At 57.8% G+C, this 13,701-nt stretch carries 15 protein-coding genes and 1 other RNA gene; 8 read left to right on the forward strand and 8 right to left on the reverse strand.

What is annotated here, in order from left to right:
• The first annotated feature begins 44 nt into the window (after window positions 1–44).
• A complete protein-coding gene (locus AC2D8V_RS10465; RefSeq protein ID WP_484733469.1) occupies window positions 45–782 on the forward strand; it encodes a Bax inhibitor-1/YccA family protein in 738 nt (245 codons plus the stop codon).
• Window positions 783–1,229: 447 nt separating this feature from the next.
• Here the strand turns inward: AC2D8V_RS10465 and rpmG are convergent, their stop codons facing one another.
• From rpmG to AC2D8V_RS10500, 7 genes are all read right to left on the reverse strand, one after another.
• Window positions 1,230–1,397, reverse strand: a complete 168-nt coding sequence (gene rpmG / locus AC2D8V_RS10470) for a 50S ribosomal protein L33 (RefSeq protein WP_007119221.1) — start codon at window positions 1,395–1,397, stop codon at window positions 1,230–1,232.
• Window positions 1,398–1,512: 115 nt separating this feature from the next.
• Window positions 1,513–1,947, reverse strand: an RNA gene (rnpB, locus tag AC2D8V_RS10475) — RNase P RNA component class A.
• Between the two features lie 69 nt (window positions 1,948–2,016).
• Complete coding sequence (locus AC2D8V_RS10480) at window positions 2,017–2,664, reverse strand: N-acetylmuramoyl-L-alanine amidase (protein WP_484733470.1); 648 nt, start codon at window positions 2,662–2,664, stop codon at window positions 2,017–2,019.
• Window positions 2,665–2,667: 3 nt separating this feature from the next.
• Window positions 2,668–3,444, reverse strand: coding sequence for a hypothetical protein (locus AC2D8V_RS10485; RefSeq protein ID WP_484733471.1), 777 nt, complete (start codon window positions 3,442–3,444; stop codon window positions 2,668–2,670).
• A 38-nt stretch (window positions 3,445–3,482) separates the two neighbouring features.
• Window positions 3,483–4,970, reverse strand: a complete 1,488-nt coding sequence (gene gatA, locus AC2D8V_RS10490; protein WP_484733472.1) for an Asp-tRNA(Asn)/Glu-tRNA(Gln) amidotransferase subunit GatA — start codon at window positions 4,968–4,970, stop codon at window positions 3,483–3,485.
• The gene (gene gatC / locus AC2D8V_RS10495; protein ID WP_484733473.1) at window positions 4,970–5,257 is read right to left on the reverse strand and encodes an Asp-tRNA(Asn)/Glu-tRNA(Gln) amidotransferase subunit GatC; all 288 of its coding nucleotides are present in this window, start codon (window positions 5,255–5,257) and stop codon (window positions 4,970–4,972) included. The genes gatA and gatC overlap by 1 nt, the downstream gene beginning before the upstream one ends.
• A 28-nt stretch (window positions 5,258–5,285) precedes the next feature.
• Window positions 5,286–5,942, reverse strand: a complete 657-nt coding sequence (locus AC2D8V_RS10500; protein WP_484733474.1) for a ceramidase domain-containing protein — start codon at window positions 5,940–5,942, stop codon at window positions 5,286–5,288.
• A 100-nt stretch (window positions 5,943–6,042) separates the two neighbouring features.
• Here AC2D8V_RS10500 and AC2D8V_RS10505 point away from each other — a divergent pair, with 100 nt between their 5' ends.
• Together AC2D8V_RS10505 and AC2D8V_RS10510 are read left to right on the forward strand one after the other, a co-directional pair.
• Window positions 6,043–6,732: a metal-dependent hydrolase gene (locus AC2D8V_RS10505; RefSeq protein ID WP_484733475.1), complete on the forward strand. Its 690-nt coding sequence runs from the start codon at window positions 6,043–6,045 to the stop codon at window positions 6,730–6,732.
• A gap of 10 nt (window positions 6,733–6,742) precedes the next feature.
• Entirely contained in the window at window positions 6,743–7,702 is a 960-nt protein-coding gene (locus AC2D8V_RS10510) for a nuclear transport factor 2 family protein (RefSeq protein WP_484733476.1), read from the forward strand.
• A 3-nt stretch (window positions 7,703–7,705) separates the two neighbouring features.
• Here the strand turns inward: AC2D8V_RS10510 and AC2D8V_RS10515 are convergent, their stop codons facing one another.
• On the reverse strand, window positions 7,706–8,155 hold the full coding sequence (locus AC2D8V_RS10515) for a nucleoside deaminase (protein WP_484733477.1): 450 nt from the start codon (window positions 8,153–8,155) through the stop codon (window positions 7,706–7,708).
• A gap of 63 nt (window positions 8,156–8,218) precedes the next feature.
• Between AC2D8V_RS10515 and AC2D8V_RS10520 the strand changes: the two genes are divergently transcribed.
• From AC2D8V_RS10520 to AC2D8V_RS10540, 5 genes are all read left to right on the forward strand, one after another.
• Window positions 8,219–9,079, forward strand: coding sequence for a pseudouridine synthase (locus AC2D8V_RS10520; protein ID WP_484733478.1), 861 nt, complete (start codon window positions 8,219–8,221; stop codon window positions 9,077–9,079).
• Between the two features lie 272 nt (window positions 9,080–9,351).
• Window positions 9,352–10,245, forward strand: coding sequence for a 5-bromo-4-chloroindolyl phosphate hydrolysis family protein (locus tag AC2D8V_RS10525; protein ID WP_484733479.1), 894 nt, complete (start codon window positions 9,352–9,354; stop codon window positions 10,243–10,245).
• 35 nt (window positions 10,246–10,280) lie between these two features.
• A complete protein-coding gene (locus AC2D8V_RS10530) occupies window positions 10,281–11,477 on the forward strand; it encodes a toxic anion resistance protein (RefSeq protein WP_484733480.1) in 1,197 nt (398 codons plus the stop codon).
• Window positions 11,478–11,481: 4 nt separating this feature from the next.
• A complete protein-coding gene (locus tag AC2D8V_RS10535) occupies window positions 11,482–12,420 on the forward strand; it encodes a DUF2927 domain-containing protein (protein WP_484733481.1) in 939 nt (312 codons plus the stop codon).
• A gap of 101 nt (window positions 12,421–12,521) precedes the next feature.
• Window positions 12,522–13,640, forward strand: coding sequence for an SPFH domain-containing protein (locus AC2D8V_RS10540; protein WP_484733482.1), 1,119 nt, complete (start codon window positions 12,522–12,524; stop codon window positions 13,638–13,640).
• The last annotated feature ends 61 nt before the right edge of the window (window positions 13,641–13,701 follow it).

Here is a 13,701-nt window from a genome sequence, read left to right on the forward strand (position 1 = left end):
TTATCAAAGACGCGCCCACCTATATCTTTTGGAGGTCTTGCTTAATGGCTGACGTGAATACAATCCGGACATCTGCCGGATCCCGCGCCGCCCAGATTGATGAGGGTCTGCGCGCCCATATGAATAAAGTCTACGCGACAATGTCCGTAGGCATGTTGATTACATTCGCAGTCGCTTGGGCCGTGGGTACAGCACCTGCGTTGATGAGCGTGTTCCGCGATCCTGCTACATTGCAACCCAACATACTGGGATGGATCGTCATGTTTGCGCCGCTGGGCATGGTCTTTTTGTTCGGCGCTACCATCAATCGGATGTCTGCTGCAGCAGCGCAGCTTTTCTTCTACGCGTTCGCGGCCGTGATGGGGCTTTCGATCTCGTGGATTTTTGTCGCCTTCACTGGCATGTCAATCGCACAGATCTTCTTGATTACCTCGATTGCCTTCGCGGGTCTGTCCCTATGGGGCTACACAACCAAGAAAGACATTTCGGGTTGGGGCAGCTTCTTGATCATGGGTGTGATCGGACTGGTCGTTGCGTCTATCGTGAACATCTTCCTCGGCTCGCCGGCGATCATGTTCGCAATCTCCTCGCTCGGCGTACTGATTTTTGCGGGTCTGACAGCTTACGACACGCAGAACATCAAAAACACATACCTGGCACATGCTCACCATGGCGATCAGGAATGGCTGCAAAAGTCCGGGATCATGGGCGCGCTGAGCCTCTACCTGAACTTCATCAACATGTTCATGATGTTGCTGCAACTGTTCGGTAACCGCGAATAACTCTGATACCGGATTAGGTTTTTAAGGTCGGCCCCAATTTTGGGGCCGATTTTTTTTGACCTGTAAGGAGCGCTGAGCCTGCTCAACGTGCGGTCTGGACCGCCTTTGCCAACCACCGAGGATAACCGGCGGGAAGGTTCAGACGGGGTGATCTGGCTGACGGGCTTCATCGGGAAAGGGGCCGCCACCTCGTTCTTGCAGACCGCAGACGGCGGTATCACGTCGATGTCGTCTGCGTCGCAGCAAGAAACTACAAACGCGAGAACGGTCAAAATAGAAGCTCGCACGCCCAGCGGCGTAGCAAGAAGCCACCTAGTGCCGATCTGTGCTTAGCATGGGGAAAGACTGGTTACTGACTTAGGCCCTGCAAAGGGTTTGCGCATTCCTTAGCCAAAAAAAAGGCCGCGCATGAGAGCGCGGCCGGCATTTCTCGAAAGGTGCAAGAGCTTACTTGATCTTGCCTTCCTTGTATTCGACGTGCTTGCGCGCGACCGGGTCATATTTCTTGATGACCATCTTTTCAGTCATGGTGCGTGCGTTTTTCTTGGTGACGTAGAAATGGCCTGTCCCCGCCGAGGAGTTCAGACGAATCTTGATCGTGGTTGGCTTGGCCATGGTGTATCTCCTGCTGCGCCACGCCCCATCAGGGCAGCGCCTTGAATCCTGAACCCCGGCTTCTAGCGATACTGGGGGCTGAGTCAACCGCAAAACGCACCCATCAGATCGGCAGGCGCGCGGAAAACCTGTAAGCCGGATTCTGTTCCCCGGGGTGCCCCGGTTCGATGACCATTCCTCTTGCTCGCGCGTTACCGCACGTGCTCTAGCTGCCAACCCGGATCTGCTGGGGCAAAAGCAACCCCGCCAGCCCTTTCAGACTGACACGCGATCCCTATTTGGCATTGCTCCCGGTGGGGCTTGCCTTGCCGCCCCTGTTGCCAGCGGCGCGGTGGGCTCTTACCCCACCTTTTCACCCTTGCCCCCCGCCGGTTTCGGTTGCCCGACCCTGCCAGTGGCGGTTTGTTTTCTGTGGCGCTTTCCGTCGGGTTCCCGGCGAGTTACCCCGCCGCTCTCCGCCCGGGCGTTACCCGGCACCGTTACTTTTTGGAGTCCGGACTTTCCTCTCTTGCAAGGTTGCCCCTGCAACAGCGGCCATCCGGTTTTCCGCGCGTGGGCGTGATGCGCGTAAAAACCCGCCCCGTCAATAGGCATACGGTACAACGCACAACAGACGCGATTAGCGCAAAACCGCAAAATCTTCGCCAGACAATGGGCCGCTGGCAAACGGGCGATAACGCAAACGAACCGCGCCAAGCAGCGTGTCGTCATCTACCTGGGCGGTATATCCCGCTGCTGCCGCAAGCGCACGAAAGGCAGATGGCGATACGGCACAAGGCGCGGCCATCGGGGCAACGCGCGGCATCCTTGCCAGCCCGCCACGAGCAAGCCGCGTCCAGTCAAACCGAGCTCCCGGATCACATTTGCGACCGGGTGCCATGTCTGAATGTGCGATGACATTATCAGGCCGGATCGACCACCGCGACAGCACCCTTTCGAGCAGCATCTCAAGTGCGGCCATTTGCGGCTCGGAAAACGGGTGTGAGCCTGTATTGTCCAGTTCAATTCCAATCGACCGCGAATTCACGTCAGCCTCACCGCGCCATTCCCCATGTCCCGCGTGCCACGCGCGTTGCTCCTCGGCAACCAACTGAGTAAGTGTGCCGTCATTGGCAATCAGGTAATGCGCAGAAACTTCGGCCGCCGGATCACATAATCGGTCAAGCGCGTCCTGCGCGTTTTTCATCGCGGTGTAGTGGATCACAACAATCGAAGGCGTGAGCCCGCCGCGTCGTGGTCCGAAATTCGGAGACGGGCGCTGTGGCAATGCCTAGCCCTGAGCCGCTTTGCGAAACGGTGTCGGATCCCATGAACAGGCGTAGCCATCCCCATCCGGGTCGAGGCCCTTGCGGTCTCGTGCTGGCCCACCGCGCGACAGAAAATCGATTTGCGCTTGATCCGATGAAGGATATTTTGCGCAGTTTCTCTGCGCACGGGCGGCACCGTTAAGGCCTGCGCGCGCGTAGACGCGTTCGCCAACAGGGTGGCTTGTTTGCAGGGCAAAAGCGACGATGTTCGGCTGATCGCCATTCGTGCGCTGTGGCAGTGCCTGCGGCTGGATGACTTCGTACTGTGCCTGATTTTGCGCAATGCGCTGCGCATCACCTTCGATAGAGCGCTGGCCTGCTACGACATCAAAGTTGTTTTCCTGCGATATGCCCGCGTTATTGGGCGAAGCCAGAACCGGAGCCGGGTTTGCCGGGCTGGCCTGAACCGGCGCGACGCCGGAATTGAGCGCGGCGTCTGCAGAACCGGGGCGCGTTTGCTGTAGCACGCGTGTCGTTTCAGCGGCGGTCGCCTCTGCCGACCCCGGGATCGGTTCTACCCCCGTGATTGGCGGCGGTGCGCCTGTATAGTTTTCTGGCGGCAAAACGGTATCCGGCACGCGATAGGTCTGCCCCTGCCCCTGCAACTGAGCGTTTCGCGCACGTGCGGCATCGACCGAATTATCAAACCCTGTTGAGCTTATGGCGCTATCTGGCACCTGCGGCGCGCAGGCACATAGACCCGCAAGAGCAGCGGCCAGAAATGGAATACGTGACGGCATAGCTGTCCTGTGTTTGTCGTTATAGCCTCGCGTGAAGACTACCACCATTTGGCGGGCTTGGCTACAAATCCAGCCGATTGTTCCAATGCGTATGCAGTATTCAGCAAATCAGCTTCTTCCCATGGCCGTCCGATCAACTGCAACCCAAGCGGCAGGCCCTGATTGTCCAGCCCCGCCGGAACAGCAATGCCCGGCAAGCCCGCAAGGTTTACGGTCACCGTAAACACATCGTTGAGGTACATGGCCACCGGATCAGCGTCGGTCATCTCTCCCAGACCAAAAGCTGCCGAAGGCGTTGCCGGTGTGAGGATCGCGTCAATCCCCGCTGCGAACGCTTCTTCAAAATCACGCTTGATCAGCGTGCGCACGCGCCGCGCCCGATTGTAATACGCATCGTAAAAACCTGCTGACAGCACATAGGTGCCGATCATCACCCGACGCTGGACTTCAGCGCCAAAACCCTCTGCGCGGGTTTTTTCATACATCTCGGTGATGCCGTCGCCCTGCTCAAGTCTGGCGCGGTGTCCGTACCGCACGCCGTCATAACGTGCCAGATTCGACGACGCCTCGGCGGGGGCAATCACGTAATAGGCCGGAAGCGCATATTTGGTGTGCGGCAGCGAAATATCGACGATTTCCGCACCTGCATCCTTCATCATGGCGATGCCGTCCTGCCAAAGAGTTTCGATCTCCTCTGGCATCCCGTCCATGCGGTACTCTTTCGGTATCCCGATCTTCTTGCCCCGGATATCTCCGGTCAGCGCGGCTTCGAAGTTTGGGACAGGCAGATCGACCGACGTGCTGTCCTTTGGGTCGTGACCGCACATCGCTTCGAGCATGATCGCAGCATCGCGAACAGATTTCGTCATGGGGCCTGCCTGATCCAGAGAAGACGCGAAGGCAACAATCCCCCATCGCGAGCATCGCCCATAAGTCGGTTTGATACCGACCGTGCCGGTAAATGCCGCCGGTTGCCGGATCGATCCACCGGTATCCGTTCCGGTCGCAGCTAGACACAAATCACCCGCCACTGCTGCAGCCGAACCGCCCGAAGACCCGCCGGGCGTCAGTGGTGTCTCTTCATTGCCGCGTCGCCAAGGGTTCACCGCGTTGCCGTAAACCGACGTCTCATTGGACGAGCCCATCGCGAATTCGTCCATGTTCAGCTTGCCGAGCATGACGGCGCCTGCGTCTGCGAGGTTTTGGCTAACAGTGGATTCGTACTCCGGCAAAAACCCTTCAAGAATGCGAGACCCGGCCTGCGAGGCCACGCCTTGTGTGCAGAACAGGTCTTTGATCCCGATCGGCAGACCGCACATTGACGGCGCATCCCCCTTGGAAAGACGTGTATCCGCCGCGGCGGCACGTTCCAGCGCGAGTTCTGGTGTTTTATGTACAAATGCGTTGAGAACGCCGGCCTCTTCGATGGCGGCGAGGCAGCTTTCTGTCAGTTCGCGGGATGTTGTCTCGCCCGCTTGCAGCGCATCGCGCGCCTCGGCCAATCCCAATTCATTCAGCTTTGTCATTATTCCACCACCTTCGGCACGGCAAAAAAGCCCTCGCGCGCATCCGGCGCATTGCTCAAAACCTTGTCCTGCTGCCCACCATCGGTCACCACGTCCTCGCGGCGCTTTAGTTTTTGCGGCGTCACGGAGGTCATCGGTTCAACACCTTCGATGTCCACCTCGTTCAGCTGTTCGATGAAGCCCAAGATGGTATTGAACTCGCCCGCAAGGGCTGGCAGCGCTTCGGGTTCGACCTTGATGCGCGCAAGTTTCGCCACGCGGGCGGCAGTGCTCTCGTCAATGGACATTCGTCATCCTCGTCTCGTTTCGCGCCGTTTACCCCGCGGCGCTCGGCTTGCCAAGCCTCGACCGGCGGTAAACCTCAATCATCCAGCCAAGCATCAGGCCATTCAACAAATGCCACATGAAATGCGTGCCCAAAGGAAGCGCAGTGCAAAACGGCAAGTCAACCGTGCGGAAGGCCAGCGAAAGGCAGAGTATCAGGGCGCCCAGTAGGAGCCCGCGTGTCAGTTCCGGATCACGTCCGCGAAAATAGGCCGCGTAGAGAATTATGAGCAAAGGGACAGGCGCATAACCCGCCGATGAACCCAGACCCGGCATCAGGGAAAACACCGGTACCAACAGCGCGGCATATGGAAAAAAGAGTAAAGTCGCCAACACTGCAAACCGCAGACGCATCCCTATGGCATGGAGGTTTATTGCGAACAGATAAAGAAGGATGAAAAGAACGATCGGCGCCACATCGGCAATGGCGGCCCAGACCTGAGCAAACGTATGAAATAGAAAACTGCCAAGGCCGATTGCCGCAAGTACCACACACAGCGCGCGAGCCAATACCAGCCCTGAAGTTCGGCGCCACATGACAATTGCCGCGACAATAAAAGCAAGGTTGGTCACCGCGTTTACCGGCTCTGCCCAGAACCCCGCATCCATCCGTTCGCAATAGGCATCGATCGCCCGAAGAAATTCCAAATGCGGTCCTTTCTATGACCTTAATTTATCGCTGCCAAAAAGCTCCCCAGCGCGGCAAAAGCCGGTTACGGTAACGCAACCCTATCGAAGGAGCGTATCAATGAAAATCATTTGGCTGGGACACGGTAGCTTTCGTATTGAAATCGAGGACCAAGTACTTCTGATTGATCCTTGGCTGACCGGCAATCCAATGCTGTCCGAGGATCAGCATGCAGTGGCGACCGAGGGCGCAACCCACATTCTTATTACGCATGGTCACTTTGATCATACAGCCGACCTGATTGCGCTGTCGAAATCGCTGAATGCGCCTGCGGTCGGTATCTACGATTTTATGGGTTATCTGGAGAGCAATGACGGGCTGGAGGTGGTTGGATTTAATATGGGCGGCACAGTCCAGCTTGGCAAAGTAGCAGTATCGATGGTGCCAGCCATGCATTCGACCTCTTACGCGGTTGCACCCAACGCTCCGGTCGGGCGCGAGGCTGGTTTCATCCTGCGGGGCGAGGGCCATACCGTATACGTCAGCGGCGATACCGGCATAATGGCCGATATGGAGTGGATTGGCGACTATTACAAACCGGACATCGGGATCCTTTCCGCAGGCGGGCATTTTACGATGGACATGCACGGTGCGGCTTATGCGGCGCGCAAATACTTCGACTTCAGCACTGTTATTCCCTGCCACTACAAGACATTCGATTTGTTGGAGCAGTCCGCGCAGGTACTCGCAGACAACTTGCCCGGTGTGCAGGTGATCGAACCCGAAGTTCTGACCGCCATTACGATATAACGCGTCCACAATGTACAAACGCTCCGCCGAAATCGCTGCAATCATTCATCGCTGGAATGAGGCCATCCGGCTACGCGATACCGGTACCATCGAAAACATGCTCTCGTCCTCCGACGCTTTACGCTATGTCGGGTCGGCGGATAATGAATTGTGGTCCGGTGATATCCTGCGGCGCGGCATCGGCGATCACTTTCGCGAAGTGCCCGACCTGCAATATGAAGATGTAGAGATCGAGGCTTTTGAAAACGGAGTGGTGGGTTGGGCCATGTGGCACGGCAACATTCACTTTCCGGGCAATCAAAAGAAATACTACCACCGAGCCACATTTGCTTTGGTGTTGGAGCACGGACATTGGAAAATCGTTCAGGCCCATGTCTCCAACCCGATGTCAAACATGGAAAAAATGGGGGTAGAACACGAAGCGCTGGAAAGCCTGGTACAGGCTGCGCGCAGTGGTAAGCTTGGCTTGGGCAACACGGGTATGGCGACGGTCATGTTCACCGACGTGGTCGATAGTGCGGCCTTGGCGGACCTCATGGGCGATCAAGCCTGGCACATGCGGATCGACGCGCATTTGTCGGAGATCACAGAGAAAGTCACCAATGCGGGGGGCACCTTGGTGAAATCTCTGGGTGATGGCACGATGTCCACATTTACTTCGACCCGCGCAGCGCTCGGCGCGGCACTGGAGATCCAACACGCTGTGATATCTGATACGCGAGAGCCCGTTTTGCGTGCGCGGGTCGGGATACACACCGGAGAAGTCATAGAGAACAAGGGGGATTTCTTTGGCACCGTCGTCAACAAAGCCGCCCGCATCAACGCAGCCACCGCACCGGACGAAATCCGCGTGTCCGATGCAACCAAAATCATGGCAGGTCGCCTCACGGGTTTGACGTTCGATGAACCTCTTGAAATCACCCTGAAAGGGCTGGAAGGCGAGCATCGTATCTATCGGCTGGTCGGGTGACGCTTACCGGCGTGCAGTGAAAAAACCTCTGAGCATCGCCTCGGATTCTGCAGCCGCGATACCATCGAAAACCTCGGGCGCGTGATGGCACTGCGGATGCGCAAAGACCCGCGCGCCCTGCGCCACCCCGCCGGATTTCGGATCTGACGCGCCGTAGTACAATCTGGCGATACGGGCTGCTGCGATCGCACCGGCACACATAGCGCAAGGTTCCAGTGTCACGTAGAGCGTGTGACCCGCCAACCGTTCGCTGCCGACATGCGCGCAAGCCGCCCTGAGGGCCAGAATTTCCGCATGTGCGGTCGGATCATTATCGGCGCGGGTCTGATTTCCTGCAGCGGCAATGACCTCACCATCCGGGCTGACAACGACGGCGCCGACCGGCACTTCTCCGCGCTTTGCTGCCGCACGGGCCTCCGACAGTGCCTGTTCCATGTAACTGTTGAACTTCATATGAGCACTTGGACGCAAACGCTGCTCTTTCGCAAGACCTGCAAAAAGGTTATGCGCAGGCCTATGACAGACAAGCCAGCGCCAGACGGCGACCGTATTGCAAAAGTTCTCAGCCGCGCCGGTATTGCCAGCCGCCGCGAAGCGGAGCGCATGATCCAAGAGGGTCGGGTCGCCGTCAACGGCGAAACAATCAACTCGCCCGCCCTAAACGTCGTGGCGCGCGACAAGATCATGGTTGATGGCAAGGAGATCGCCGCACCCGAGCCGCCCCGCCTTTGGCTGTTTCACAAACCGACCGGGTTGGTGAGCACTGACGCCGACGAGAAGGGCCGCAAAACAATCTACGATGCATTGCCGCCGGACATGCCACGGGTCATGAGCGTCGGCCGCCTCGATCTGAACTCTGAAGGATTGCTGCTGCTGACCAATGATGGTGGTATCAAGCGCAAACTCGAACTGCCGTCGACCGGATGGCTGCGCCGGTATCGCGTCCGCGTGAACGGGCGCCCGACGGACGAGGTTTTCGCCCCTTTGCGCAAGGGAATTACTGTCGACGGCGAGCATTTTCAGCCGATGACAGTAACGCTTGACCGCCAGCAAGGCGCAAATGCATGGCTCACCGTCGCTCTGCGCGAAGGCCGGAACCGAGAGATTCGGCGCGCCTTGGCAGACGTGGGATTAAGCGTGAACAGACTAATTCGCATCAGCTACGGGCCATTTCAGCTTGGCGATCTGAAACCGGGTGACGTCGAAGAGGTGCGCCGCAAACTGATGCGTGACCAGCTCGGGCTAAACGACGAAACGCCTGAAGAAGCGCCAGGCGATCGCCGCGGCGCGACCAAAACCCGTAAATCGAAACCGTCGCCGCCCCCTCGAAATGGTGTGGCGCGCCCAAAACGGGTTTCGCGATTGCGCCGGAAATGACGCGAAGACGGGTATTTTCCCCTTAGAATACGCGCAACAGACCGCCAAATAATTATAGCTGCCGTATAATCGCTCAGCTGTGGCGACCTTGCGCAACTTAGGCGACAAAGCCAGACTGAAAACTAGAACTAAAGTGGCAAAACGCATATATTGCGCTCAAGGCCGGTGGGAGAATCCGAATGACGCCAACCACATTTCAAAAGATCGCGTTTGTTGCGCTCTTATTGGTGATGTTAGGCGTTTCGGCGGGTGTGATGGGCGGACTGTAGAGTATGGCGCAACGGTACGGCGGAAAATACAGCCCACAGGGCGCGCAAAACGGCACCCAAAAAACTGGCACATCAGGCTACACGGGTGCCGTGAGAAATCCCGTAGGGGCCCGTGCCAATCTGATGTTTCTACCCTCGGTAGTTTTGCTTTTCACTGCGCTTTTTCAGGGTGCGTTCGGTTTGCTGCTCGGCGCTGCAGGCGCAGGTGTTCTGAGCCTTGGTGCGTGGCTTTTGCGCGGAGGACTGGAAGCGGAGGCAGCTTACCACGCGCGCAAGGTTGCACGCCGGCCTGCCCTGCCCCGCAAAATTGTGGCGGCAGTTCTGGCGGGTTTCGGGATCGTACTCGGCGCTTTGAGCCATGACAGCGCGCTTGTGGCCGCCATTCTGCTCGGGCTGGTGACCAGCGGATTGCACTTTGCTGCTTTTGGCATTGATCCGCTTTCCGACAAGGGCATGGAAGGCATCGACACGCATCAGCAAGATCGTGTGGCACGCGTCGTTGACGAAGCTGATGCGCACCTGCGCGCGATGAACGACGCACTGCGCCGCGTCGGGGATCGCGCGGTCAACGACCGCATGGCATCGTTTCAGTCGACGGCACGGCAACTGATACGCACTGTAGAAGAAGATCCGCGTGACCTGACAGCAGCACGGAGGTACCTCGGCGTGTATCTGTTGGGTGCGCGCGATGCGACGACCAAGTTTGCAGATGTTTACGTACAGAACCAAAGTGAAGAAGCCAAAGCCGACTACATGACGCTTCTTGATGACCTTGAGCGAAACTACTCGGCGCGTACCGAGAAATTGCTGCTGGATGATCGCAGCGATCTCACCATCGAAATCGAAGTGTTGCGGGACCGGCTGGACCGCGAAGGCGTGCGGATCGAAAAGCCGTAGGCTCATAAATGCCGAAAAACAGTAAGGGAGTTACCATGTCTGAAGAAACACGTGCCAAGGCACAAGAGACGCTCGCAATGGTCGAAGAACTGACAGCGAATACTTTGCCTGAACCGGTCGAAGCAAACGCGGTCGTGTCACTTGCCGAAGCAGACGAACCCGTCAGCGCCGAGATCAAGACGCGCATGGCAGAGATCGACATGGCCGACACAAATTCCATCGTGTCCTTTGGCAGCCGTGCACAGGTCGAACTGCAGGAAATCAGCCAAGCCATGCTGGGCGGTGTTCGCAACAAAGACGTGGGGCCCGCTGGCGACAGCCTGCGCAACATCGTCTCTACTATTCGCGGCTTTTCGATCTCGGAACTGGATGTTCGGCGCGAGCGTACATGGTGGGAACGCCTGCTGGGTCGCGCCGCGCCGATTGCCAAGTTCACTGCCCGCTTCGAAGAAGTTCAGGATCAGATCGACCACATCACCGACGACCTTCTCAAACACGAGCACACGTTGCTGAAAGACATCAAATCACTTGATATGCTCTATGAGAAAACCCTGCAGTTTTATGACGAACTGGCGCTCTACATTTCTGCCGGCGAAGAAAAACTACGCGATCTGGACGACAACGTGATCCCTGCCAAGGCTACCGAAGTAGATCAGGCCCCGGAGAACGACCAAGTGATGGTCGCGCAGGAATTGCGTGATCTTCGCGCTGCCCGCGATGACCTCGAGCGCCGCGTCCATGACCTGAAACTGACCCGTCAGGTTACCATGCAGTCGCTGCCGTCGATCCGGCTGGTACAGGAGAACGACAAATCGCTTGTCACCAAGATCAACTCGACCTTGGTCAACACCGTCCCACTTTGGGAGACGCAGCTTGCACAAGCGGTGACAATCCAGCGCTCGTCCGAGGCGGCTCAAGCCGTTCGTCAGGCCAACGACCTGACCAATGAGCTTTTGACGGCAAACGCCAAGAACCTGCGCGAAAGCAACAAGATCATCCGCGAAGAGATGGAACGTGGCGTATTCGATATCGAAGCCGTGAAACAGGCCAATGCTGATCTGATCGGCACGATCGAAGAAAGCTTGCAGATCGCCGACGAAGGCAAGGCAAAACGTGCTGCTGCGGAAGCGGATTTGCAGGAAATGGAAGCCAAACTGCGCGATACGTTGGCCTCTGCCAAGGCGCGCGGTGATGGGGCCGGTGACAACACCGGCACATCGGTTCCGCGCTAGCACATTGTCTAAGCGGCATCGCATAAGGCTTGGCGGGGTGGTCTGCGCTGCCCTGCTCGGGCTTGCGGGCTGCGTAGAACCTCTGACCAGTCTCGTGCCGCCAGAGCGTCCTTCAGGGTTAGGGGAGCCGCCCGTACAGCCCACCTCCGAAGAAAGTGCCGCGTTGCGCAGCTATCTCGTGCAGGTGCAATCTGCGCAATTGGGTCAAGGCCTGCTGCGCGAAGACGGCGGCGGCCCTGATACTCCTTTCACGGCAGACATGCTCGCACGAAACTTCGAGCAGATTGTCTTTTATGACGAATATGCAACCGCGCTTCGTGGCCGCGGCGGTGAAAGCCCGCTGCGTCGCTGGGAAGCACCGGTTCGCGTTGGCACGGTGTTCGGCCCCAGCGTTCCACCTTCCCAACGCGAGGCAGACACGCAAAACACACGCGCCTATGTGCGCCGCCTTTCCGAGATTACGTCTCACCCTATGTCCTTTAGGGGCGCACCGAACTTTATGGTGATTTTCGCCAGTGAAGACGACAGGGATGCCGCTTTGAACATGGCCGCGGACCGGATGGCCGGTATCAGCCGGGAAAGCCTTGATCCCCTGCGCTCGCTGGGCCGGGACACTTATTGCGCGGTTGCCGCATATGCCGCAGGCTCTGACCCGAATACCTACACGGCTGCAGTGGCTGTCATACGGTCTGAGAATCCGGGCCTTTTGCGGCTTAGCTGTATCCACGAAGAACTGGCGCAGGCGTTAGGACTGGCAAACGACAGCCGCACCGCACGTCCTTCCATATTTAACGACGACGATGAGTTCGCCTTACTGACCGGACATGACGAACTTTTGCTGAAGATGCTATACGATCCGCGACTGACCACCGGTCTCACCGCCGAGCAAGCGGCGCCGGTCACGCGCATTATTGCGCGCGAACTGACCAAAGGACCGTTATGATCTGACCCCTGAATTCAGCAGCGCAGAACCAGACACGATCCATCGCGCTGCACAAGATCGCCCGATATACTGGGCGCAAACGCGTAAAACGAGGAAAGACTATGGGTATTTTTGATTTTCTGTCAGGCGAATTCATCGATGTCATCCATTGGACAGACAATACGCGGGACACCATGGTCTGGCGGTTCGAGCGCGAAGGCCACGAGATCAAATACGGCGCCAAACTCACGGTGCGCGAAGGTCAAGCTGCGGTCTTTGTGCACGAAGGTCAGTTGGCAGATGTTTTCACGCCGGGTCTTTATATGCTCGAGACGAACAACATGCCGATCATGACGACCTTGCAGCACTGGGATCACGGGTTCAAAAGCCCCTTCAAGTCTGAGATCTACTTCGTCAATACGACGCGCTTTAACGATCTGAAGTGGGGAACAAAAAATCCGGTTATCTGTCGTGACCCCGAATTCGGACCGGTGCGGTTGCGCGCCTTTGGGACGTATTCGATCAAGGTTGCGGACCCGGCGAAATTCCTGGTCGAAATCGTCGGCACGGATGGCGAGTTCACGATGGATGAAATCAGCTTCCAGATCCGCAATATTATCGTGCAGGAATTTTCGCGTACGCTCGCACGTGCGGGCATTCCGGTCATGGACATGGCAGCAAATACACGTGAGTTGGGTCAACTCGTTGGTCGCGAAATCAGTGCACAGTTAACTGAATACGGTCTGAGCATGCCCGAACTCTACATCGAAAACATCTCGCTGCCGCCCGCGGTCGAAGAAGTCATGGACAAACGTTCCTCTATGGGCGTCATTGGCGACCTGAACCATTACATGCAGTATCAGGCCGCCGAAGCACTGGGACGCGATGGCGCCGGCGCTGGTGCAATTCAAGCGGGCCTTGGTGCCGGTCTTGGAATGCAGATCGGCCACGCAGCGGCGCAACAGGTGGGCCCTTGGGGCGCACGTCCGGGCGCGACAGCTGCGGTCGCACCTCCGCCCCCGCCGCCGGTAGAGCATGTCTGGCATATCGCGGAAAACGGCCAGACCCGCGGCCCTTATTCAAAAGCTGCGCTAGGCCGTATGGCAGCAGAAGGCGCGTTGACCCGCGCAACACTTGTCTGGACGCCGGGTCAAGACGGCTGGATGGCTGCAGAAGAGGTCGCCGAACTGGCGCAACTCTTCACTGTGTTGCCGCCGCCCCCGCCACCACCTGCCACCTGAGTTCACTGCCCCTAGCCCGGTCGTTATATGTCGCGTCGCCTTGCCACTGTTTGCCTACACT

The organism is Roseobacter sp. YIN89 (assembly GCF_057219365.1).

Excerpts from the sequence above, each read along its gene's own strand:
- AC2D8V_RS10465 (WP_484733469.1), top strand. The coding sequence starts at position 45 with ATGGCTGACGTGAATACAATCCGGACATCTGCCGGATCCCGCGCCGCC.
- rpmG (WP_007119221.1), bottom strand. The coding sequence starts at position 1,397 with ATGGCCAAGCCAACCACGATCAAGATTCGTCTGAACTCCTCGGCGGGG.
- AC2D8V_RS10485 (WP_484733471.1), bottom strand. The coding sequence starts at position 3,444 with ATGCCGTCACGTATTCCATTTCTGGCCGCTGCTCTTGCGGGTCTATGT.
- gatA (WP_484733472.1), bottom strand. The coding sequence starts at position 4,970 with ATGACAAAGCTGAATGAATTGGGATTGGCCGAGGCGCGCGATGCGCTG.
- gatC (WP_484733473.1), bottom strand. The coding sequence starts at position 5,257 with ATGTCCATTGACGAGAGCACTGCCGCCCGCGTGGCGAAACTTGCGCGC.
- AC2D8V_RS10505 (WP_484733475.1), top strand. The coding sequence starts at position 6,043 with ATGAAAATCATTTGGCTGGGACACGGTAGCTTTCGTATTGAAATCGAG.
- AC2D8V_RS10510 (WP_484733476.1), top strand. The coding sequence starts at position 6,743 with ATGTACAAACGCTCCGCCGAAATCGCTGCAATCATTCATCGCTGGAAT.
- AC2D8V_RS10515 (WP_484733477.1), bottom strand. The coding sequence starts at position 8,155 with ATGAAGTTCAACAGTTACATGGAACAGGCACTGTCGGAGGCCCGTGCG.
- AC2D8V_RS10520 (WP_484733478.1), top strand. The coding sequence starts at position 8,219 with ATGACAGACAAGCCAGCGCCAGACGGCGACCGTATTGCAAAAGTTCTC.
- AC2D8V_RS10525 (WP_484733479.1), top strand. The coding sequence starts at position 9,352 with ATGGCGCAACGGTACGGCGGAAAATACAGCCCACAGGGCGCGCAAAAC.
- AC2D8V_RS10530 (WP_484733480.1), top strand. The coding sequence starts at position 10,281 with ATGTCTGAAGAAACACGTGCCAAGGCACAAGAGACGCTCGCAATGGTC.
- AC2D8V_RS10540 (WP_484733482.1), top strand. The coding sequence starts at position 12,522 with ATGGGTATTTTTGATTTTCTGTCAGGCGAATTCATCGATGTCATCCAT.